Origin of the sequence: Amycolatopsis echigonensis (genome assembly GCF_014174495.1) — a bacterium.
Lineage (GTDB): Bacteria > Actinomycetota > Actinomycetes > Mycobacteriales > Pseudonocardiaceae > Amycolatopsis > Amycolatopsis echigonensis.
The window spans coordinates 22,786-44,517 of record NZ_JACJHR010000067.1 but is presented as its reverse complement, the minus strand read 5'-3'; the positions used below and the strand labels follow the sequence as shown (position 1 = coordinate 44,517).

The 21,732-nt window shown below is 68.9% G+C and carries 23 protein-coding genes and 1 pseudogene; 9 read left to right on the top strand and 15 right to left on the bottom strand.

Annotated elements, in window-relative coordinates:
* Positions 1 to 142 precede the first annotated feature (142 nt).
* Both H5411_RS34295 and H5411_RS34290 read right to left on the bottom strand, forming a co-directional pair.
* Positions 143 to 694 (bottom strand): helix-turn-helix domain-containing protein, encoded by a 552-nt coding sequence (locus H5411_RS34295; RefSeq protein ID WP_183126186.1) that lies wholly within the window; start codon positions 692 to 694, stop codon positions 143 to 145.
* Between the two features lie 29 nt (positions 695 to 723).
* Positions 724 to 1,581, bottom strand: coding sequence for a LysR family transcriptional regulator (locus H5411_RS34290; protein WP_183126185.1), 858 nt, complete (start codon positions 1,579 to 1,581; stop codon positions 724 to 726).
* A 70-nt stretch (positions 1,582 to 1,651) separates the two neighbouring features.
* Between H5411_RS34290 and H5411_RS34285 the strand changes: the two genes are divergently transcribed.
* Positions 1,652 to 1,969, top strand: a complete 318-nt coding sequence (locus H5411_RS34285; protein ID WP_101437578.1) for a hypothetical protein — start codon at positions 1,652 to 1,654, stop codon at positions 1,967 to 1,969.
* Entirely contained in the window at positions 1,966 to 2,700 is a 735-nt protein-coding gene (locus H5411_RS34280) for an SDR family NAD(P)-dependent oxidoreductase (protein WP_312878677.1), read from the top strand. The genes H5411_RS34285 and H5411_RS34280 overlap by 4 nt, the downstream gene beginning before the upstream one ends.
* Here H5411_RS34280 and H5411_RS34275 read toward each other — a convergent pair whose 3' ends face one another.
* Genes H5411_RS34275 through H5411_RS34265 form a run of 3 tightly spaced genes read right to left on the bottom strand, consistent with a single transcriptional unit; the run spans position 2,701 to position 5,409 of the window.
* Complete coding sequence (locus H5411_RS34275) at positions 2,701 to 3,474, bottom strand: alpha/beta fold hydrolase (RefSeq protein ID WP_183126184.1); 774 nt, start codon at positions 3,472 to 3,474, stop codon at positions 2,701 to 2,703.
* A gap of 11 nt (positions 3,475 to 3,485) precedes the next feature.
* Entirely contained in the window at positions 3,486 to 4,568 is a 1,083-nt protein-coding gene (locus tag H5411_RS34270; RefSeq protein ID WP_183126183.1) for an NADH:flavin oxidoreductase/NADH oxidase, read from the bottom strand.
* A 46-nt stretch (positions 4,569 to 4,614) separates the two neighbouring features.
* A complete protein-coding gene (locus tag H5411_RS34265; RefSeq protein ID WP_220817864.1) occupies positions 4,615 to 5,409 on the bottom strand; it encodes an IclR family transcriptional regulator in 795 nt (264 codons plus the stop codon).
* Between the two features lie 57 nt (positions 5,410 to 5,466).
* Here H5411_RS34265 and H5411_RS34260 point away from each other — a divergent pair, with 57 nt between their 5' ends.
* Positions 5,467 to 6,357, top strand: coding sequence for a polysaccharide deacetylase family protein (locus tag H5411_RS34260; RefSeq protein WP_183126181.1), 891 nt, complete (start codon positions 5,467 to 5,469; stop codon positions 6,355 to 6,357).
* On the opposite strand, the gene H5411_RS34255 is transcribed toward H5411_RS34260, so the two are convergent.
* Positions 6,335 to 7,516, bottom strand: coding sequence for an MFS transporter (locus tag H5411_RS34255; protein WP_183126180.1), 1,182 nt, complete (start codon positions 7,514 to 7,516; stop codon positions 6,335 to 6,337). The genes H5411_RS34260 and H5411_RS34255 overlap by 23 nt on opposite strands.
* Positions 7,517 to 7,728: 212 nt before the next feature.
* On the opposite strand from H5411_RS34255, the gene H5411_RS34250 reads away from it, so the two are divergent.
* A complete protein-coding gene (locus H5411_RS34250; RefSeq protein WP_220817863.1) occupies positions 7,729 to 9,060 on the top strand; it encodes a sensor histidine kinase in 1,332 nt (443 codons plus the stop codon).
* A gap of 11 nt (positions 9,061 to 9,071) precedes the next feature.
* Positions 9,072 to 9,719, top strand: a complete 648-nt coding sequence (locus H5411_RS34245; protein WP_101437584.1) for a response regulator transcription factor — start codon at positions 9,072 to 9,074, stop codon at positions 9,717 to 9,719.
* A gap of 41 nt (positions 9,720 to 9,760) precedes the next feature.
* Here the strand turns inward: H5411_RS34245 and H5411_RS34240 are convergent, their stop codons facing one another.
* Entirely contained in the window at positions 9,761 to 11,449 is a 1,689-nt protein-coding gene (locus tag H5411_RS34240; protein ID WP_246369602.1) for a 2-isopropylmalate synthase, read from the bottom strand.
* Between the two features lie 204 nt (positions 11,450 to 11,653).
* On the opposite strand from H5411_RS34240, the gene H5411_RS34235 reads away from it, so the two are divergent.
* Positions 11,654 to 12,583: a LysR family transcriptional regulator gene (locus tag H5411_RS34235; RefSeq protein WP_183126179.1), complete on the top strand. Its 930-nt coding sequence runs from the start codon at positions 11,654 to 11,656 to the stop codon at positions 12,581 to 12,583.
* On the opposite strand, the gene H5411_RS34230 is transcribed toward H5411_RS34235, so the two are convergent.
* Entirely contained in the window at positions 12,584 to 13,297 is a 714-nt protein-coding gene (locus tag H5411_RS34230) for a GNAT family N-acetyltransferase (RefSeq protein WP_183126178.1), read from the bottom strand.
* A 57-nt stretch (positions 13,298 to 13,354) separates the two neighbouring features.
* Positions 13,355 to 14,086 (bottom strand): DUF2786 domain-containing protein, encoded by a 732-nt coding sequence (locus H5411_RS34225; RefSeq protein WP_101437588.1) that lies wholly within the window; start codon positions 14,084 to 14,086, stop codon positions 13,355 to 13,357.
* A gap of 135 nt (positions 14,087 to 14,221) precedes the next feature.
* Here H5411_RS34225 and H5411_RS34220 point away from each other — a divergent pair, with 135 nt between their 5' ends.
* Complete coding sequence (locus H5411_RS34220) at positions 14,222 to 15,655, top strand: phytoene desaturase family protein (RefSeq protein WP_312878676.1); 1,434 nt, start codon at positions 14,222 to 14,224, stop codon at positions 15,653 to 15,655.
* On the opposite strand, the pseudogene H5411_RS49855 reads toward H5411_RS34220, so the two are convergent.
* From H5411_RS49855 to sigJ, 6 genes and pseudogenes are all read right to left on the bottom strand, one after another.
* Positions 15,622 to 15,795, bottom strand: a pseudogene (locus H5411_RS49855) (response regulator transcription factor); the annotation flags it as partial. The gene H5411_RS34220 and the pseudogene H5411_RS49855 overlap by 34 nt on opposite strands.
* Positions 15,796 to 16,324: 529 nt before the next feature.
* A complete protein-coding gene (locus H5411_RS34205) occupies positions 16,325 to 16,894 on the bottom strand; it encodes a TetR/AcrR family transcriptional regulator (protein ID WP_183126177.1) in 570 nt (189 codons plus the stop codon).
* Positions 16,891 to 17,676, bottom strand: coding sequence for an SGNH/GDSL hydrolase family protein (locus tag H5411_RS34200; RefSeq protein ID WP_183126176.1), 786 nt, complete (start codon positions 17,674 to 17,676; stop codon positions 16,891 to 16,893). The genes H5411_RS34205 and H5411_RS34200 overlap by 4 nt, the downstream gene beginning before the upstream one ends.
* Before the next feature lie 115 nt (positions 17,677 to 17,791).
* A complete protein-coding gene (locus H5411_RS34195) occupies positions 17,792 to 18,199 on the bottom strand; it encodes a hypothetical protein (protein ID WP_183126175.1) in 408 nt (135 codons plus the stop codon).
* A 10-nt stretch (positions 18,200 to 18,209) separates the two neighbouring features.
* On the bottom strand, positions 18,210 to 18,650 hold the full coding sequence (locus tag H5411_RS34190) for a MarR family winged helix-turn-helix transcriptional regulator (RefSeq protein ID WP_183126174.1): 441 nt from the start codon (positions 18,648 to 18,650) through the stop codon (positions 18,210 to 18,212).
* Positions 18,651 to 18,772: 122 nt separating this feature from the next.
* Entirely contained in the window at positions 18,773 to 19,657 is an 885-nt protein-coding gene (gene sigJ, locus H5411_RS34185) for an RNA polymerase sigma factor SigJ (RefSeq protein WP_183126173.1), read from the bottom strand.
* Positions 19,658 to 19,756: 99 nt separating this feature from the next.
* Between sigJ and H5411_RS34180 the strand changes: the two genes are divergently transcribed.
* Both H5411_RS34180 and H5411_RS34175 read left to right on the top strand, forming a co-directional pair.
* Complete coding sequence (locus H5411_RS34180; protein WP_183126172.1) at positions 19,757 to 20,737, top strand: NAD(P)H-dependent oxidoreductase; 981 nt, start codon at positions 19,757 to 19,759, stop codon at positions 20,735 to 20,737.
* A gap of 81 nt (positions 20,738 to 20,818) precedes the next feature.
* Entirely contained in the window at positions 20,819 to 21,730 is a 912-nt protein-coding gene (locus H5411_RS34175; protein WP_183126171.1) for an NAD-dependent epimerase/dehydratase family protein, read from the top strand.
* The last annotated feature ends 2 nt before the right edge of the window (positions 21,731 to 21,732 follow it).

Below are 21,732 nucleotides of genomic sequence, written 5' to 3'. Positions count from 1 at the left end.
GGGTGTCCGTCCGCGGGACACGGATGCTAAGTCGGAATTTTCGTTGCCAGACACCGACTTTCGACGGTGTGTTCAGATCAGCGCAGGTCGCCGCGGGTATAGGTTTTCGCGCGGAAGCAGGTTATGCCGCCAAGCGGAGTAATCAGCGCGTCTTGGCCCGTACGCGGATGCGCTCGCCCTGCTTGCCGAACAGGCTGAGGATTTCGACCGGACCCTCGCCGGTGCTGCCGAACCAATGCGGGATCCGGGTGTCGAATTCGGCGACCTCGCCTGTTCTCAGGACGACGTCGTGGTCGCCGAGCACGAGCCTGCCCGTGCCGCTGAGCACGCAGAACCATTCGTGGCCCGGATGAGTGCGCGGCGCGGGTTCGCATTGGGTGGCGTCGAAGATCATCTTGAGCGATTGCAGGCGGCCGGGTTGCCGGGTGAGCGGCACGACGGTCCGGTCGCCGCGCGTGATCGGCCGCAGTGGGGCGGTGCCGACCAGTTCGTCCAGCGAGACCCGGTGCGCGCGGGCGAGGGGGAGCAGCAGTTCGAGAGTGGCCTTGCGCTGGCCCGATTCGAGGCGGGAGAGCGTGCTGATGGAAATGCCGGTCGCGTTCGACAGTTCGTCCAGGGTGCGGTTTCGTTGCCGCCGGAAGTGACGGAGCCGGGGTCCGATCGCGGTGATGATGTCCTCCACGCCGGCCAGCATGACATTCCCCGCCTCCGGGCTGAAGGCAATTAGTCCACGGGGGAAACCGGGCTATACCGGACCGAATCCAGCGCCGCGTTCACGAACGAAGCCACCTGCGGCCGCCGGTCCTGCTCGTTCCACGCGAGCACCAGCTGACTGGGCGGAGCGTCCTCGATCGGCACGCAGACCACGCCCGGCGGGACCTGGTCGACCAGCGACCGCGGCAGTACGCCCACCATTCGTTCCAGCGAGACGAGGTGCAGCAGCTGGACCACGTCCGCCACCGCCGGTCCGGTCCCCTCGACCCCGGGCACGCCCTTCCACGACGGCAGGGTCTCTCCGTCCAAATCGGACAGCCGGACGGACGGCCGCCCGGCCAGCCGGTGCGTGCTGGGGAGGATCGCCACGCGGTCCTCGAAGCGCAGGGTTTCGCTGGCGAGCCCGGTCAAGTCGTCGAACGGGACGAAGAGGAGACCGACGTCCGCGCGGCCGCTGAGGAGGAAGTCGGCGCGGTCGGCGGGGCCGCTGAACAGGATGTCGACCTGGTGGGCGTCGGGGTGGCGGGAGTATTCGGCGAGGATTCCGGACAGCAGGCCGGCGTCGCCGCCCGGTTTGAGCACCAGGCGCAGGTGACTTTCCCCGGCGCGGCGGGCGTTGCGGGCGGCGGCGCTGACCGCGTTGAGCGCGTGCCTTCCGTGTTCCTGCAGGGCTTCGCCGGCCGCGGTCAGTTCGACGTGGCGGCTCGAGCGGGTGAACAGCTGCACGCCGAGCCGCGTTTCGATGCGCTGGATCGCCTTGGAGAGCGCGGGCTGGGCGATCGACAGCCGCACGGCGGCGCGGCCGAAGTGCAGCTCGCTGGCGACTGCCAGGAAGTACTCGAGTTCACGCGTCTCCAGCTCGGCCATGCCTCCAGGTTATCGCCGAATAGCGAATCGGTCTTGGACGGACGCCCGAACCGGCGGCAAAACTTGAAGCATGATCACGCATACGATGATTGTTTCGTTCGACCAGCCGCTCCCGGACTCCGAGCTGGATCAGTACCTCGGCGATATCAAACAGGCGATGCTGGCGACCGGGTACGCCGAGTCGGTCGAGACCCGCAGGCACCTGCCGATCCCTGGTGAGGACGCCATTCCGGCGCTCATCGCGACCGCGATCGTCCAGGTCACCCTCGCCGACCTCGACACGCTGGCCAAGAGTTTCACCGCGCCCGAACTGCACGAGGTGATCGAACGGTGGCAGGCGCGGCGTTCGTATCGCGTGGCCTGGGCGAATCACGAGTCGCTGGCGTGAGCGAGCGGCGGAGCGGCCTCGTTACCGGGGCGGGCAGCGGGATCGGCCGGGCGGCGGCGATCGAGTTCGCCCGGGGCGGCGCGGCAGTGGCCGTGCTGGACATCGACGAGGCTGCGGCGGCGGAGACGGCAGAGGTGATCAAGAAGGACGGCGGCGAGGCGCTGGCCTTCCGGGTCGACATCGCCGACGAGCCGTCGGTGCAGGCGGCGATCCAGCAAACTGTCGAGGCGTACGGCGGACTCGACTTCGCGGTGAACAATGCCGGTCTGCCGTCCCGCAAGCGCGTCGACCAGCTGACGCTCGCCGAGTTCGAGCGCGTGGTGCAGGTGAACCTGTCCGGGACCTTCCTCTGCATGAAGTACGAGCTGCCGCACCTGAAGGGCGGCGCGATCGTGAACGTCGCGTCCAACGGCGGGCTGTACGCGATCCCGAACGCCCCGGCTTACGTCGCGGCGAAGCACGGGATTGTCGGCTTGACCAAGGTCGCGGCGGTGGACTACGCGGCGGACGGCATCCGCGTCAACGCGGTGTGCCCGGGGCCGACGCGGACGCCGGGATTCGACAAATGGGCTGGCGACCTCGGCATGATCGCCCGGCAGGAGGCGATCACTCCGCTCGGCAGGCTGGCGACGCCGGAAGAAGCCGCCGCGGCCGTGGTCTGGCTTTGTTCGGACGCCGCGTCCTACGTCACCGGGACCACGCTGTCGGTCGACGGCGGACGTAGGGCGTAACTACGAGATCTCGTCGGCCAGGAGTTTGGCGGTCTCCGCGGGCGATTCGACGGGGAAGTGGTGGCTGCCGAGGTCGACCAGCTCGATCCGGAGCCGGTCGCCGTAACGATCGATCGCCTCCTGGGCGATGATCGAGCGCACGGCGAACAGCACGATCGGCTGGGCGACCTCGCGCAGCGCCGCGTCCATGTCCCAGCGCACCAGGCCTTCGAGCGAGTGCAGACCGGCGGGTTGGCGTACCGAACTCATTTTCTTGGCATACGAGTCCACTAAGGACGGATCGGTGCCTTCCGGTGAGCCGGCCTCGACCATCCCGAGCATCGCACCGGCGAAGTCCTCCCGGAACGGCTGCAGCAACGCTTGGACGTCCTGCTCGTTCTGCGCGGGGAATAAGTTCAAGTAATGCAACGCGTCGAGTGCGATCACCTGGGTGACCGTGTCCGGAAGCAGACGCGCCACCTCGACCGCGACCGCTCCGCCGAGCGAATGCCCGGCTACGACGGCGGATTCGACCGACTCGGCCGCCAACACGGCGGCTACGTCGCGAGCGAATTCCTCCATGGTCCAGGTGTCGCGATCCGACCGTGAGTCGCCGTGTTCGGCGAGGTCGACGGCCAGCACGCGAGTCTTGGACGGGAGGTGCTCGATGACCGTGTCGAAGTCGCCGCGGTCGCAGCCCCAGCCGTGGATGAGCGTCAGCGCGGGACCGTCGGCGGGACCGGCTGCGGTGTAATGAATTCTCGTGCCGTCCGGACGGCGTGTTGCGCGGTTCATGGTGTAGGTCCTCAGAGAGCGCGGTAGTAGCGGACGGGCCAGGCTTCTTTGGGCTGGTTTCGCAAGGCCAGGTACGGGTCCCGCAGCAGCGAGCGTCCCATCAGGACGGCATCGGCCTTGCCCTCGCGGATGATCTGACCTGCGGCCTTCAGATCGGTGATCTGCCCGACCGGCGCGACAGCCAGCCCGGACGCTTCCTTGAGCGCCGCGGCGAATTCGACGTTCACGCCTTCCCGGTTCGGCGGCCGGGCCCCGCGATCGCGCACGAGCACGCCGGAGGTGACGTCGAGAAGGTCGATCCCGATGGCCGCCAGCTCCTTGGCGAACTCCGCGGCGTCGTCGAGCGCGATGCTGCCCTCGACCCAGTCGGTCGCCGTGATGCGGACGAACACCGGCTTGTCCTCGGGGAACGCCTCGCGCACGGCGCGGGCCACGCGCAGCGGGAAGCGCATCCGGTTCCGCGGGCTCCCGCCGTACTCGTCGGTGCGGTGATTGGACAGCGGGGACAGGAACTGGTGCAGCAGATAGCCGTGCGAAGCATGGATTTCGACGGCCTGGTACCCGGCCAGCTCGGCCATCCGGGTCGCGTGCGCGAACTCCTCGACGACCTGGTCCAGGTCGGCGGCCGTGGCCGGGCGCGGCATCGTGAGGTCGCCGAACGGGATCGCCGACGGGGCGATCAGTTCCCAGCCGCCGTCGGCGACCGGCACCGGATCGTTCTGCCCGTCGCCGACCCACGGGACCTGGTGCGATCCCTTGCGGCCGACGGCGTTCAGCTGCACCGCGGGCACCGCCCCGTGGCCGGAGACGAAGGAGGTCAGTTTCCGGTGTGCGAGCGCCTGCTCCTCGTTCCAGAGCCCGAGGTCGGCCGAGGTGCACCGGTTGTCCGGGCTGATCGCGGTGGCCTCGACCATGACCAGGCCGACGCCCCCGATCGCGCGGGGGCCGTAATGCGCGAGATGCCATTCGGTCGGCAAGCCGTCCGGGCCGGCCGCGTACTGGGCCATCGGGGACATCCAGACGCGATTGCGGAAGGTGACGTCGCGCAAGCGCAACGGGGTGGTCTCCGCGCTGGACGCACTGAACTCACTCATGCCGCCACACGGTACGCCTCATTCCGCGATGTGGCACATATGGTGATCAGTTCTCGGCGAGCAGTCGGCTGACCTCGGCCGCTGCGGCCACGACCAGCGGCGCGAAGGTTTTCTCCTGCGCGCGGGTGTAGCGCGTGTCGGGAATGGCGAGAGTGATCGCCGCCACTGGACGTCCGGTCGGGTCCGTGATGGCCGCACCGATCGACGACACCTGCGGGCGGTACCAGGACGAGGACCCGTTGAGCGCGTACCCGCGCTTCGCGGTCTGGGCGATGTCGCGGCGAAGTGCGGCGAAATCCGGTGCCGGGCTCTGGGCGAACTCGGGAAGTTCGTGGGTGAACAGCTCCTCGACCTCGGATTCGTCGAGCTGTGCCATGATCGCCGTGCCGCCGGACGTCGCGAGCAACGGGACCCGCGTGCCGACGTCGAGCACGACCCGCACGACCTGGTCGGTGTCCTGGCTGGCGACGACCACGAGACTGTCGCCGTCGCGTTCGGCCAGCATGACGGTTTCGTTGGTCTCGGCCGCGAGGCGTTTGACGACCGGGTCGGCGACCTCCTTGAGGTCCGGCTTCCCGCAGTCGCGCAAACCGAGCGCCAGCACCCTCGGCGCGACTCCCCAGCGCGCGCGTTCCGCGTCCACGACTCTCAGCCATCCCGCCTGCTGAAGCGTGATCAAGCCGCGCTGCACGGTGCTCTTGGGGATCTCCGTGCACCGTGCCAGCTCGGAGACGCCGATCGGCTGCCGCCGGGCAACTTCCTCGAAGACTCGCAGCGTGCTGAGGACACTGTTCATCGACCGGATGCCGCTGGCCGGCTTGTCGGCCTCTTCGTCGTGCATGTGCCTCATCGTGGCACAGCGATACGATGGAAGCCTCGCGTCGCAGGGGGAGGAAGCATGACCGAACCGTGGCAGTGGAGCGACCAGACCTGGCGGGACCACGTAGGTCGCGTGCGTGCCGGGCGGCCGTTGCGGCCGGATTCCTGGCCGGGCGGGGCGCGGGTGGCTGTGGCGTTGTCGTTCGATTCCGACCACGAAACGATCTCGCTGCGCGACGGTCACGTGCTGCCGGGCAAGCTGTCGCAGGGCGAGTACGGTGCGCGGGTCGGCGTGCCGCGGGTGTTGAAGCTGCTTGAGCGGTTCGGTGCGCCGTCGACGTTCTTCATGCCCGCGGTGTCGGCCTTGCTGCACGACGGCGAGGCCCAGTCCTATGTGGACGCTGGGCACGAGGTCGCGTTGCACGGCTGGATCCACGAAAGCAACGCTCAGCTGCCGCCCTCGGCCGAACGCGACCTCGCCTTCCGGGCCGCGGACACGCTGGAGCGGCTCACCGGCAAGCGTCCGGTCGGCATTCGCACGCCGTCCTGGGACTTTTCCGAAAGCTCCCTCTCAATCATCCGCGAACTGGGCTTAGCCTACGACTCCTCGTTGATGGCGGACAACGACTGCTACGAGATCCTCGCCGACGGCGAACCGACCGGCATCGTCGAGATTCCGGTGGAATGGATCCGCGACGACGCACCGTATTTCACGATGAATCGCTACGGTCCGCAGCGTCCGTACACCCCGCCGCGGGAGGTGCTGCCGATCTGGCGCGACGAGTTCGACCTCGCCGTAGCCGAGGGCGGCCTCTTCCAGCTCACCATGCATCCGCATATCATCGGACATCGTTCCCGCATCGCGATTCTCGCTGAGTTGCTGGAACACATCGCTTCGCACGACGGGGTTTGGTTCGCCGCGCACGCCCAGGTCGTCGACTATGTCTCTAGGGTGAGCGCCAATGGATAGCTGCCATGACAACGCCGACGACCGCGGCCAGCGCTCCGGATAGGACAAACGTCGTCCCCATTCCGACGGCGTCGATCACCGGCTGCGCGATCAGCGGCGACGAGAACTGTCCGAGGAACAACGCGGACGTCAGCAACCCCAGTGACCTGGTGCGTGCGCCAGGGGATGCGGTGGAAACCAGCCAGCCGTTGATGGTCGGGTTTTGCAGTCCCACGCCAAGTCCGACCACGACCATGCCCAGTGCGGCCGTCCACAATGCACTGGCGGTCCCGAGGACGACCAGCCCCACGGCGAACGCGGCGAACATCGCGATGGCCAGCCTCGGGAAGGACCAGCGGGCGCGCAGGCGGCGGAAATTCAGGCCCACCAAGGTCATCACCAGATTGACCGCGGCGATCAAAGCTCCCGCGACGGCCGGTCCCGCGCCGCCGACTTCGGCCAGCCAGAACGGAGCCTGCGTCGGAACGGTATAAAAGACGACGACGCCAATGAAGATCAGCGCGTACAGCCCGAGCAGCCGAGGCTGCCACGGCGACGCGGCCGTGGTGGTGTCCCTCGGGTCAGTCGGCTGGACCCGCGCGTCCGGCACGAATCGCAGCACGAGCGCCACCATCGGAATCGCCAGCAGGTAAATGGCGAACGGCCCGCGCCAGTCCACCGCGGCCAGCAAGCCGCCGAGCAGCAGGGCGACGACGCCGCCGAAACCCATTGCCGCTCCTTGCAAACCGAGCACTCGGCCGTGCTCGACGGGATCGTGGTGATCGGCGATCAACGCGGTTGACGTGGTCATGATCCCAGCGATGCCGATCCCGAGCACAGCTCGTCCGACGAGCAGCGCGGGGAGTGAATCCAGCAGCAGACCGGATCCGCCGCCGACGGTGTAGAGGGCGAGGCAGGCGAGCAGCACCGGCACGCGTCCGGTCCGTCCGCTCAGTTTGGCAAGCAACGGCGCGGACACCATGATCGCCAGTCCGGGCAATGTAAGCACCAGCCGGACGAGAAGCTCCGCGTGCGGTTCGGCGGCGAAGTGCCGCTGCATGCCCGGCAGTGCGGGCGTGATCGTGGCGCTGGCCATGATGGTCATGGTGCTGACGCCGAGCAGCGTCGCCAGCAAGGATCTCGGTGGGCGCCGCACTCCGGCGTCAGTCGTTTCGGTCACGACGCCGAAGGTAAGACCTCAAGTTAACTCGAAGTCAATGCCGAGATCGCGTTCTGGACACGCCCCGGGACTTCTGTGCCGACCTGGTGCAGGCCGCCGCGCCGCTTGCTCGCGCGGGACGGCGTCCAGCCTCCGTGGTATGCCTAGCCCTACCTTCGAGACTACGGGTAAGCTGATCGAAACCGGGCCGCACGCTGGCTAGTCTGGATCTCGTGGCTACCGTCTCTCCGACCGCGAAACCGCGCACTCTGCTGGATGCCTTGTCGCAGCGGACGTTCCTGATTTCCTCCTGGCCGTGGCGAGCGTTGCTCTACGGGGTCAGCACCGGTCCGATGACGCTGCTGTTCGGCCTCCTGTTCGGGTTCTGCCTGCTGCCGCTCGCGGTGCTGGTCAGCCGCGTCGTGCACGGGCAGACTTCTGAGCTCGGGCTGGTCGCGGTGTTCTCGGTGTTCGGAATGCTGCTGTTCCTGATCGCGGGGCCGGCGTGGGCGGCAGTGGTGGCCGGGGTCGAACGGCAGCGGCTGCGCATGGTCGACCTCAACCCGGTGACTGTCCCCTTTGGACCTGTCAGCGAACCAGGCTGGTGGCCCCGAATGCGGGCTCGCTATACCGAACCGGCGTCGTGGCGCGAGCTCGGGTACGCGGTTCTGTTGTGCACCGCGATTCCCGCGCTGTACTCGGTAGCTGGCATGGCGGCGTTCTTCGCTGCGATCCTGGTGCTCAGTCCGCTGCTCGTCAGCGAGAACGAGACGATTTCGGTGGGCTTCGCTGAGGTTTCCACTCCCGCGGGGGCGGTGCCGTACGCGCTGGCCGGTGTGGTGCTGCTCGTGCTGTCCGGCTATCTGCTGTCCGGATTCGCCGGCCTGCACGCGATGCTGGCCCGATCGTTGCTCACCGACGGGGCCGCCGAGAAGCTTCGCGGCGAGCTGACCGAGGTGTCGCAATCCCGCACGCGGCTGCTGTCGGCGTTCGACGCGGAACGCAAGCGCATTGAACGCGACCTGCACGACGGCGCGCAACAGCGGCTGGTCGGGATGAGTTTGCAGCTTGGGCTCGCGAAGGTCGACCTGCCGCCGGATTCGGAGGCGGCGAAGGCGGTGTCGGACGCGCATGACCAGGCCAAGAAGCTGATGGTCGAACTGCGCGAGCTGATCAATGGAATCCACCCGCGCGCGCTCGCCGAACTTGGCTTGCCCGCCGCGTTGGAGGAACTCGCCGACGGCTGCGCGGTGCCGGTCACCGTTGACGTGACGGTGCCCGCGCGGCTGCCGGAGCCGGTGGAGTCCACCGCGTACTTCGTGGTGGCCGAGTCGCTGACCAACGTCGCCAAGCATTCCGCGGCCAGCTGTGCCTCGGTGACCGCTGGAATTGTCGGTCGTCTTCTTACGATTGAGGTATGGGACAACGGAGCTGGTGGTGCTGATCCGTCGCGTGGCACCGGGATTACCGGGTTGAGCGACCGGGTCGCGGTGCTGGGCGGACGGATGTGGGTGCGCAGTCCGGTCGGCGGGCCGACCGTCGTACGAGTGGAGCTGCCGTGCTGAGGGAAGAGCCGATGCGGGTCGTCCTCGCCGAAGACGAGGTGCTGCTGCGCGAGGGATTGTGCGGTTTGCTGGAGCGGTTCGGCTTCGAGGTCGTCGCCGCGGTCGGCGATGCCGAGCGTCTGCACGCCGCTGTGCGCGAGCACGATCCGGATCTGGTGCTCACCGACATCCGGATGCCGCCCGGGCATTCGGACGAGGGGCTGCGCGCCGCGGTCGAGTTGCGGCGCACGCGGCCGGAGCTGGCCGTGGTGGTGCTGAGCCAGTACGTCGAGCACCGTCACGCGGCCGAGTTGCTCGACTCCGCCGAGGGGCGCGGGGTCGGCTACCTGCTGAAGGACCGGGTGGTCGACGTCGAGGAATTCATCGCGACGCTGCGGCAGGTCGTCGACGGCGGAACGGCGGTGGATCCGCAGGTGGTGCGTCAGCTGCTGCGCCGGCGGGCCGATCCGCTTGGCCGGTTGTCGGCGCGGGAACGGGAGGTGTTGTCGCTGATCGCCGAGGGCCATTCCAACGCGTCGATCGCCCGGCGGCTGGTGGTGTCCGACGCCGCGGTGGGCAAGCACGTGGGGAGCATCCTGTCGAAGCTCGACCTCCCGCCGACGGACGAGGGGAACCGGCGAGTGCTGGCCGTGCTGGCATTTCTTCGCGGGAACGGCTGAAGCGGTGCGAGCGCGGCCAGGCCACGCCCGCACCGCAGCGCTCAGGCGGCGTTCACCACCGCCGTCAGGCTGGCCGCGAGTACCGAACGATCGCGCCCGGCTGTCCATTGTGTACCACTGTCGGTGCGGTATTCCAGCAGCGTCAATGCTTCGCTGCCGTTGCCGGAGCCGATGCTGGTTTGGTGCAGGGCAACGATGTCCACCTTCCACCCGTGCTCGCCGAGCGCCGCGGTGAGCGCTTCGACCGGTCCGATTCCGGTGTGCGTGCTGGTGTGCTCGATCCCGTCGACGCGCAGGGTGATGCTGGTGTGCTCGTCGGCCGAGTTTTCGAAGCGGGACACCGTGATGGCCGGATTCGGCTGGAGGTAAGCGGTTTCGAAGAGCCGCCACAGTTCCGTCGCGGTCACCTCGTGGCCGGAGCCGTCGGTGTGGTCCTGGACGCGGCGCGCGAAATCGATCTGCAGCCGACGCGGCAGCGTGATGCCGTACTCGTTTTCCAGCAAATAGGCGATTCCGCCCTTGCCCGACTGCGAGTTCACCCGGATGACGGCGGCATAGTCACGGCCGAGGTCAGCCGGGTCGATCGGCAGGTACGGGACGCGCCAGTCCAGTTCGTGCGCGGGCACACCGGTTTCCGCGGCACGCGCGTGATGTTCGGCGAGACCCTTCTTGATCGCGTCCTGATGGGTGCCGCTGAACGCGGTGTGCACGAGGTCGCCGACGTACGGATGCCGTGCGTGGACCTCGATCCGGTTGCAGTACTCGACGGTGCGGCGGATCTCGTCGATGTCCGAGAAATCGATCATCGGGTCCACGCCTTGGGCATGCAGGTTGAGCGCCAGGGTCGCCAGGTCGACATTTCCAGTGCGCTCGCCGTTGCCGAAAATACAGCCCTCGACGCGTTCGGCCCCGGCCAGCACGGCGAGTTCGGCGCAGGCGACGCCGGTGCCGCGGTCGTTGTGCGGGTGCACGGACAGGATCACCGAATCGCGGCGCGCGAGGTTGCGGTGCATGTACTCGATCTGGTCGGCGTACACATTGGGCGTCGCGATCTCGACGGTCGCTGGCAGATTCAGGATCACTGGACGGTTTGGGCTCGCTTGCCAGGTCTCGGTGACCGCGTCGCAGACCTCCAGCACGTAGTCGGGTTCGGTGAGGTTGAAGACCTCAGGGGAGAACTCGAAGCGGACGTTCGGCAGGTCGCCGGCAGCGCGCAGAACGTCGCGGGCACCGGAGAGGATCAGTTCTTTGAGCGACGCTCGATCGTGGCCGAGGACCACCGTGCGCCAGGTCGGCGCGGTGGCGGTGTACAGGTGGATCACGACGTCGTTGCGGATGCCGCGAACGGACTCCACGGTGCGTTCGATCAGGTCGCGCCGTGCCGGGGTGAACACGACGATCGTGACGTCGTCCGGGGCCAGGCCGGTGTCCGCGAGCAGCCGGACGAAGTCGTAATCGGTCTGCGAGGCGGACGGGTAGCCGACCTCGATTTCCTTGTATCCCATGCCGGTCATCAACTCGAAGAACCGGCGTTTGCGCGCCGGGTCCATCGGTTCGGCCAGGGCTTGGTTGCCGTCGCGCAGGTCGACCGGCACCCAGAGCGGGGCCTGGGTGATCCGGTTGCCGGGCCAAGCTCGGTCAGTGTTGGGGACGTCAACCCGCTGGTAGACGTCGCGGTAGCGGTGCGACGGCATGCGGGAAGCTCGCTGCCGGTTCCACACGGTGTTCATCTGCGGTCCTTCTCGGAGGTCGGGAGCCGACCGGCGCGCGTGCTTGCCCCACGGCGGGGGGCCGGTCCGGTCAGGCCCCGCCGTGGCGGCGAAGGAGAAGGAAGCGCGTGAACATCGAGGCGGAGCGTAGCACAACTCCTCAGACAAGTAGCGGTGTTGGGGCAGGTGCCCGCCGCGGGCGGCGCGAGCGCTTAGGATTGGCTCGTGGAGCTGGAATTCGTGCGGACCTTCGTCGCCGTTGTCGACGGAGGGCAGTTCCAGGAAGCGGCCGCGGAGCTGGGGATCACGCAGCAAGCAGTGTCCAAGCGCGTCGGTGCGCTGGAGCGCGAGCTCGGGGTGCAGTTGTTCACCCGGACCGCGCGCGGGGCCAGGTTGAGCACCGACGGCGAGGCGTTCCTGCCGCATGCACGGGTGCTGCTCGACGCGGAGAAACGCGCGCTCGCCGCGGTGCGGCCGGAGAAGCGCCCGCTGCGGGTCGACGTGCTGAACCGGCGGACCAAGTCGGCGCAGCTGGCGCTGAAGTTCCACCGGGCCTTCCCGGAGGTGGAGCTGGAGGTCGTGACCACCGGCGCCGAGCTGAGCTTCGACGCCGCCGTCGCCGCGGTCGCGGCCGGTTCGGTCGACGCGGCGTTCCGCGGGGTGCCGAAGCGCGACCTGCCCGGCGGCGTGACGAGCGGCGTGGTGGACTACGACCCGCACGAGCTGCTCGTCGGCCCCCGGCACCCGTTCGCCGACCTGTCGTCGGTGCCGATCGCGAAACTGGCTGGCCACCGGATCTGGATGCCGGGGCTGTCGGCGACCATGGAATGGGGCGCGTACTACGCCGAGCTGTCGGAAGCGTTCGATCTGACCATCGACGTGTCCGGTCCGGTCTTCGGCAACGAAACGATGCTGGACGAACTGGCGACGTCGCCGGACCTGTCGACCTTCGTGGGCGCTGGCTCGCGCTACTTCTGGCCGGACGAGTACGACCTCCGCCGGGTGCTGGTGGTCGACCCGACGCCGGTGTACCCGATGTCGCTGCTGTGGCGGCGGGAGCCCGCGCATCCGGACGTGCGGAAACTGCGCGACTACCTGGTGACGGGACCGGAGCCAGGGGACGGGGTTTGGCTGCCCAGCTGGGAACGGGCCTAGTCAGAGCGGGTGTTCGTACCAGACGTTCGGCTCGACGTATACGCCCAGATCCTGTTCCGTCGACGCGAGCACGGGCGCGATGCCGCCGGGCACGACGGTGTGCCCGTCTTTGAGGCGGATACCGGTCCACTGCTCCCACTGCGCGAGCGTGCCGGTGACGGTCATCGCGAACGGTGCGATCTTCCGGAACTCGGCCCCGAGCCGCTCGTGACTGCGCAGCCAGGGATCGGTGCCGCGGCCGAGGTAGTCCACAATGGACTCCAGGGGTGGTTTGCCGGTCGGCCGCACCGGCACGACCAGCCGGGAAAGCCCGGCCCGGCGCGCCCGGTTCTTCAGTTCCAACAGCGCTTGTGCGGCAAGGCCTCGCCCGCGTGCGGTTTCCGCGACGTACACCTCCAGCGCGACAAGGGCGGTGGGCGACCGTTCGTCGAGATGGTCTTCCGCGGCCCAGACGAGGGCACCGTCCCAGCCGTGGTCAGGCAGTTCAGGCCGTTCCGAGGTGGGGAAGGCGACCGGAATCGCGGCCGCCCGCGCGACGGGAACGTCGTCATCGAGGAGGACCAGGAAGAACTCGGGCCAGTGCGCGGCGATCCGCTTCGAGCTGGCCAGCCCGCCGGTAAGGCCGTGGCCGAGGAACTCTCCGCCGACGAACCCCAGCTGGAGCGCGGGAGCGCGCAGCTCCGGCCGGGCGGCGAGGTCTTCGACGCGAATCACGAGATCTCCCCTCGCTGCCTGGCGCGCCCGTCCGCGCTTCGGGAAGCGGCATCGAGCTCACCGCACCGGAAGCGCCGACCTCCGCCTGCCCAGTGCCGCCGGGTCGAGGTTCGCCCGGGTCCCGGCCCGGTGGCCCTCCCGGTAGCCCGATCCCGACAACCGTCGCGGGGCCGCCGAGCGCAGGTCGCCGTACTCGCGGTCGAAGGCCTGCTGCACGAGCGCCGTCCGGTCCCGCACCACCAGCTCCGCGGACTTCCCGCCGGCGACGTCGGAGTACGTCCGCGCGGCGTTTTCCTCCGCCGCGGTCAGCCGTTCATGCACCGCACGAGCGAAACCGTGCAGCCACGTCCGCCGGTAGGCCGCCAGCGATTCGCGGAACACCCGTTCCTCCGGCCGCACCCGGGTGAGCTGGGTGCTCGCCTGCAGCAACAGGCTGGTGAACAGCAGCTCGACCCGCGCGAGGTCGGTGCGGAAGCCGAACACGGTGACCTCTTCGACTCCTTGACCGACTCGATGCAGCAAGGTCCGGCAGCGCAACGGATACGCGATGCTGGTGAGCAGGCTGGCTTTGTCGCGGCTGTACGGATTGGAGATCGGCAGCTTCAGCACCGTGATGTCGTCGCCGGTTTGCCCGGACGCGGCCAGCATCGCGTTGTCGATCCCGTGCCGCGCGATCAGCTGCGCCGCTTTGGTGTTGTACAGCTCGGCTTCGGCGGGCGTGACGGCCGGGTCCTCGGCCTTGGCGAGCAGCTTCCGCACGCGCTCGAGCAACGTGTCGTGGTCGGGCATGACCCCCCTCTCCAGCAGGCGCGGCCCGTGCGGACCGGCATGGGGTGCACGGTAGGCGTGGGGTACGACAATATTCGATCAGATGTTCGGGAGTGACACTGGGCGCCCGGTTCGTCGCAGCCGTAGGCTCGAGAGGTGTCTCCGCCTATCACGCTGGACGTCGCGGTCGTCGGCTCGGGGCCGAACGGCCTGGCCGCGGCCGTGGTGCTGGCGCGGGCCGGGTTGTCGGTCGAGGTGTACGAAGCGGCGGCCGAGCCGGGCGGCGGGGCGCGGTCGAAGCGGTTGTTCGACTCCGACGTTGTCCATGACATCTGTTCGGCGGTCCATCCGATGGCCGCGGCTTCGCCGTTTCTCCGCCAGTTCGATCTCGACCTCTGCCATCCGGAAATCCCGTACGCGCATTCGATCGACGAGAAGACCACAGGCATCGCGTACGCGGATCTAGACCGCACCTGTGCGCGGCTAGGAGCCGACGGTGCGCAGTGGCGGCGTTTCATGGCACCGCTGATCGAGCACAGCGCTGAGATCACCGAAGTGCTCCTCGGCGACCTCCGCCACCCGCCGCGTCCGCGTACAGCTGCGTACATCGCAACGCGCGCTCTCGCAGCGACAGTGAATTCCTTCAGGAGCAAGGAGGCAGCGGCGCTCATCGCTGGTGTCGAGGCGCACGCGCTTGGCAAGCTGCCGTCGCTCATCGGCGGCGGCATAGCGGTACTGCTGTGCCATCTCGCGCACACCACGGGCTGGCCGATCCCGCGTGGCGGTTCGCAACACATCACCGACACGCTCGTCGCGGACATCGAGGCCCACGGTGGTCGCGTACGCACCAACGCGCGCGTCGCCGACGTACGCGAGTTGGCGCATGCGCGTGCCGTGCTGTTGGACCTAGCGCCGAAGGGCGTCCTCGACCTCGCCGGTCCATTGCTGCCCCAGCAGTACCGCAGGGCGCTGGAGAAAGTCCGTTACGGACCGGCGGCGGCGAAGGTCGACTTCCTGGTCTCCGAAGCGATCCCGTGGCGCGAAAAGGAACTCGCCCGCGCCGGGACTGTCCATATCGGAGGGACAAGAGCCGAGGTGCACGCGGCGGAAAACGCGGTAACCGCCGGGAAGCGGGCGCGGGATCCGTTCGTCCTCCTCTCCCAGCCGATGGCCGCCGACCCGTCCCGCGGTCTCCCGGGCAAACAGCCGATCTGGGCCTACGCCCACGTCCCGCACGGAGATCCGCTCGACCCGACAGCCGCGATCATCCGCCGCATCGAACGCTTCGCGCCCGGTTTCCGCGACACGATCCTCGCCTCGCGCGCGATCCCGGCGAGCGAGTTCGAGGCGTACAACGCCAATTACGTCGGCGGGGACATCGCCGCCGCCGCGGTCACGATGCGCCAGGTGCTGGGTCGGCCGGTCCTGCGCTGGGACCCGTACGGGACCCCGTTGCGCGGCGTCTACCTGTGCTCGGCCGCGACGCCGCCCGGCCCCGGAGTGCATGGAATGGCCGGTCAGCACGCCGCGGAACGCGTGCTGCGCAACGAATTCGGCTACCGGCCAGGCCGGACCAAGCCGGTTTCGTAAGCGACCACTACCGCCTGCGCCCGGCTGGAAATCCCGAGCTTCGACATCAACCGGTTGAGGTGCGTCTTCACCGTCGCCTCGCTGACCAGCAGCCGAGCCGCGATCTCCCCGTTCGGCATCCCGGTGCCGACCAGCCGGATGTCCATCAGGATCACCTCGGGCCGCAGTCGCGCCGGCTCCTGCACGGCCTCCAGCCCGTCCCGCGCGACGGAATCCGAGGCGTGCTTCAGCACATTCGTCGGTGCTTCCTGCGCGACCCGGTACGCGCACAACTGCTGACCCGACGGCAGCGTCCGAGGCGTTCCGGCGACCCGCAGCCGCACCGTCAGCCCGGCTTCGCGGACCCGGGTGACCAGCGCGGGAAGCTCCTCGAGGCCGGGCGCACCGGCGAAAAGGTAATAGTCCGATCGCGGCGGCCAGCAGCGAATCCGTGCACAGCGGCCGCGCCCGGAGGATCCGCATCGCGGCCCTGAAACTACCTTCCTGACCGGCGGTTTCCTCATCCCTACCGCGATCGCGGCAGGCCGCCTACCGGCAGGGTTTGCCCGCGACTGCGGCTAAGGGCGGATTCCGCGGAAGGGGTCGGCCGATTACCGTCACCTCCGAATGGTCATCCATTCCCGCTGTTCGGCGGAGAGCCAGGGGGATTCCGGGCTCTCCGCTGGAGCTTCACCCCAGATACGCGTCGAGTGTCACCGCCAACGCCGATTCCGGCGAAGGCGCGAAGCTGGCTCCGGCCAGTCCGCCCCACAACCACAGCTGCGCGAGACCGTGCAACGCGGCCCACAGCGACGCAGCGACAAGCCGTGGATCCGTACCCGGACGCAGTCGGTCGTCGTCCGCTTCGGCGCGGTCCAGACGCACTAGCTCGGCGAAGGTGTCGAAGACGGCGCTGCTGGCCGCGACCAACCCTGGTTCCGCCGGGTCGATGAGGTCGCGACGGAACATCAGCTCGAACATGGCGGGGTTCGTCACGGCGAAGTCGACGTACGCGTGACAGGCGGCCGTGACGCGTTCGCGCGGGGTGCCGTCGGGCAACTGTGCGCCGCGATGGAGCAGCTGTGTGAAGCCAAGCGTTGCTACGGCGGACAGCAGCTCCGCGCGTCCCGAGAAGTGGCGAAGCGGCGCACCGTGCGACACGCCAGCTGCCTTCGCGATCCCGCGCAAGGTCACGGCCTCGACGCCAGAACCGACGAGCAGGTCTGCTGCGGTACGGATCAACCGCTGCCGCGCGCTCATACCTGAGCTTCGGAGAACGCCACCGGCAGCAGCTCGGGACGCTTCGGCAGGAAGCCGTCGCCGGGGGACCGGCCGATGAGCCGGTTGCGCAGCCGCGTGATCCCTACCGGCAGCACCTCCTGCCACAGCCAGCGCAGGTCGGCGATCGCGCTGCCCGGGGCCGGAGCGCCGGGCAGCGGCTGCAGCCAGCTGCCGTCGTGCGCGACGCCGAGCCGGTCGAGCACGTGGCCGGCGACGCGCAGATGTCCGGCCTGCGACAGGTGCAGCCGGTCCGGCCCGAAGTAGCGCGAGTCGTGCGCGGCCTGGTCCGGCCACAGGTCGACAAGCTTCGCGCCGTAGCTGACCGAAGCCTCGCGAATGGCGTCGTTGAGCGCGGTGACCCGCGGCCGCATCCGCCCGCCCAGCGGCATGCGATGCGCGATGTCGCTCAAGGTGAACGTGACGACGGTCGGCGCGATCTGCGTGCACTGCCGGATCGCGGTGTCCACGCGACGAGCGACCGTGCGAGCGTCCCAGCCGCGGCTCATCACGTCGTTGCCGCCGCCGAACAACGCGATCAGGTCCGGTTCGTGCCGCTCGGCCGTCGGAAGCTGCTCCGCGGTGATCTGGTCGAGCCGCCGCCCGCGAACGGCCAGATTGGCGTAGCGAAAGCCGGTTTCGTCGCGCGCGAGCCGCCCGGCGACGTAGTCCGCCCAGCCGCGGTACTGGCTGTGATCCGGGTAGGGATCGTCCAGCCCCTCCGCGCAGCTGTCGCCGACGGCGACGAACGTGTGGAAACCCATTCCGCTCTCCGTAACCCCTGGTTCATCTTGTAGACACTGTCTATCAAAGTATGTAGACGGTGTCTACCTCGGGGTGCCGTGGTGGCAGTGTCCGGAGGTGCTAGTCGGGGGCCGCCTACAGCGCCACGGGCGTCGCCGAACGCTCGGTGATCAGATCGAGCACCCGCGTCACGGTGGCCAGGTCCCGCTCGTCGATCCCGTCGAGCAGCAGGGCGGAGGAACGCGCGTTGGCAGCGTTGATCCGGTCGTTGAGAGCTTCGCCCTTCGTCGTCGCGGAGATCGCGCCGTCGATCAGCCCGGCCGTGGTGAGGTTTTCCAGCGCCGCCGACACCTGCGCTTCGTCGATCACGTTGCGCGTCACGACGGCGGCCGCAACTTCTTCCGGCGTCGCCGATCCGGCCGCGACGGCCCGCAGCACGAGCGACTCCACGAAACCCAGCCCTGCCTGGCCGAGGATGGTGTCCCGCCGCGCGGTCAAAGCGGCGGCGGCGATCACGACGGTACGAGCGTTGAACGCGGTCATGTCTGATTCCTTACGGTGAGGGGGTTTCGCCCAGCAGGGCGAGCAGGGTTTCCTGGAACTCCTTGGCCTGCTTGCCTTTCGGTCCGCCGATGGCGGCGGTCTGCTCGGCCATGAGCGCATGCACGATCGCGATGGCCTCGGCGACCGTCTTCCGGCCGCGGTCGGTCAGCACGAGCCGGACGGCGCGCGGATCGTCCGGATGCACCGGCCGCTCGATGAGGTTCGCGTTCTCCAGTGCCTTGGCCAGTTTCGAGACGTAGATCGGCTCCAGGCCGGCGTGGTCCGCGAGCTGACGCTGACTCGGCTCCGGACCGCGCGCCGACAGACCGCTGAGGGACGCCAGCACCACGTACTGCGCGTGGGTCAGGCCCAGCGGGGCCAGTGCCCGGTCGACGGAGGACCGCCATTTCATCGACAGCCGCCAGACGAGATGCCCGAGCGTTGGTTCCATGTAGATAGTGTAAATGGAAACTATAGCCATGGCTACTATCTGGCGGAGATGCGAGCTCGAACTTGTCGAAGTGCAGCTAGGCGCGCCCGGCCGCCGGCACCTTCAGGCGGACGGACATCGCATCAGCCGCCGGTCCACAGCCGGAGCTTCTGCGGGTTGCGGACGGCCCAGATGTGCGTGACGCGGCCGCCCGCGGCGTCGAACGCGTACACCGCCGAGGTCTCCTCCCCGCGCCGGATGACCAGGCCGGGGCTTCCGTTGACGGCACGCTCCACCAAGGTCATCGAGCCGCCGCCGCGGACGGCCAGGTCGGTGAGGTAGCGGGCGATCGCCTCGGCGCCGTTGATCGGTTCCAGGGCGGCCTGGACCAGACCGCCGCCGTCCGCGGTGAAGGTGGCGTCGGGGTCGAGGAGGCCGATCAGGGTGTCGATGTCCGCGGCTTGCCAGGCCTGCTTGAAGGTGCGCACCAGGCCGGCCTGGTGCGCCGCCGGGGTCGCGGACGGCCGCGCGGTGCGGATGCGGCGACGGGCCGCGGAGGCCAGTTCGCGGCACGCCGCCGGGGTGCGGCCGGTGATCTCGGCGACCTCGGCGAAGGAGTAGCGGAAGACGTCGTGCAGCACGAGCGCGACGCGCTGGGCCGGGGTCATCGCTTCGAGCGCCACGAGGAACGCCATGCTGACCGACTCGTCAAGGGTGATCCGGTCGGCGGGGTCGCCGTGCGCCCCCTCGGCGTGGTCGGGCACCGGCTCGGGGATCCACTCGCCCACGTACCGTTCGCGCCGGATCCGCGCCGACCCGAGCAGGTCAAGGCAGATGCGGCTGGCGACCGTCGTCAGCCACGCGCCGGGTGAGGAGATCGCTTCCCGCTGCGGCCGCGACAACGCGTACCAGCGGGCGTACGCCTCCTGAACGGCGTCCTCGGCTTCGGCGAGTGAACCGAGAAGCCGGTACGCGAGGTTGACCAGGTGCCTGCGCTCGCCGGTGACCGGCTCCGGTGCTGTTGTCATGTCTCCTCCGACGAAACAGCGTGCCGGAATGTCATGCCTGACGTTCCGGCGGGCGGTTTCGTCGTACCGGGCGAAGACACTTCCGAACAGGGGAGAACGATGATCAGGATCGGAATCGTGCTCGGCAGCACTCGCCCGGGCCGCATGGGCGACCAGGTCGCGCGATGGGTGCACGAGACGGCGACTCGGCGTACGGACGCCGAGTTCGAGCTCGTCGACCTGCGCGACCACCCGCTGCCGCACCTCGACGAACCGCCGATGGCGCCGGGCGGCTACCGGTTCGAGCACACCCGGGCGTGGGCGGCGGTCCTCGCGTCGTTCGACGGGTTCGTACTGGTCACACCGGAGTACAACCACTCCGCGCCCGGCGTGCTCAAGAACGCCATGGACACCGTGTACTTCGAGTGGAACGACAAGGCGGCCGGCTTCGTGTCGTACGGCGGCGTCGGCGGGGCACGCGCGGTCGAGCAGTTGCGGCTGGTCTGCGGGGCGCTGCAAATGGCCGACGTCGCCCCGCAGGTCACGCTGCCCCTGGCCACCGAGTTCGAGGGCGAGGTCTTCAAGCCGGGCGAGTACAACGTCGCGGCGCTGGACATGCTGCTCGATCACGTCGTCCGGTGGAGCACCGCGCTCGCCTCGGTGCGCGCGCGACGCGAAGGGGACGAAGCCGAGATCAGGGGGCGCATCGACAAGATCATCGAGTCGTTGCGGGCGAAGGATCTCGAAGGCCTGAAGCGGGTCTACGCCCCGGACGTCGTTTCCTTCGACGTCGAGCCGCCGTTGCAGCACGTGGGGATCGACGCGAAGCTGAAGAACTGGGAGAAGGTGTTCACGCTCTTCGAAAAGGTGGACTACGAGGTCCGCGACCTGACCGTCACCGTGGGCGCCGACCTGGCCGTGGGGCACGGCTTCGGCCGCGTGAGCGGGCTGCTCCGCGACGGGACCGAGGCGAACGGCATGTGGGTCCGGGCCACCTTCGTCTTCCGGAAGACCGGCGGCGACTGGGTGATCGTCCACGACCAGGCGTCCGTGCCGTTCGACATCGCGACCGGCAAGGGAGTCGTCGACCTCGAGCCGTGAGGCCTCAGCAGAGCCACGCGGCGGGCCTGCCAAACTCGCCGACGTGGCCAGCTCAGACCTGCACGGAGAAACGGACGCGGCATGAAGATCTTGGTAGTGGGCGGCAGCGGCCTGCTAGGTCAGCACGTGCTCGATGAACTGCGGAAACGCGGGCACGAGACGACCGCGATCGCACGTACGGCGCGCGAGGGTGTCGACCGGACGCTCGACGTCTCGAAGGCTTCGCACGACGAGCTGCGCGAAGCACTCGACGGACATGACGGTGTCGTCTTCGCCGGTGGCATGGACGACCGTGCGGTCGGACGCGGGCCGGTCGAGCCTCGGCTGCGCGCGGGCAACGTCGCACCTGTCGCCGCGTTGTTGCGCGCGGCGCACGAAGCAGGCTGTACGCGCGCTGCGGTTCTCGGGTCGTACTACACGTACTTCGACCGCATACACCCTGAGTGGGGGTTGGCCGCGAAGCATCCGTACGTGCGTAGTCGGCTGGAGCAGGCCCGCGTCGCGCGCGAAACGGCGGGGCCGGGGTTGCCGGTCGCGGTGATCGAGGTGCCGTTCGTTTTCGGTGTTGCCGAGGATCGCGTGCCGCAGTGGTCGGTGCCGATCGTGAAGTGGGTCCGCTCCAACACACCGCTGTTCGCGCCTGCCGGTGGTACCGCGGCGACGAGCGCGCGCGGGGTCGGCGTCGCGACGGTGGACGCGTTGGAACAGGCATCGGGCGCGGATATCCCGGTGGCGGAAGAAAACCTGCAATGGGCGAACATGCTCGCCCGGCTGGCCGCGGCGGCGGGACGACCGCGCCGGGTGCGCCCGATGCCGTCCTGGCCGGTGCGCGGTGCCTTCAAACTCGGCGGATTCCTCAACGGGCTCACCGGAAAGCAACCCGGTCTGACGGTGCAGCACATGGACGGTCTGCTGCTGCGAGAGCTGTACCTGGAGCCGTCCCGCCGGGCGACAGTCGACGACGCGATCCGGGAAACCGCTGTGGCGCGGTAAGA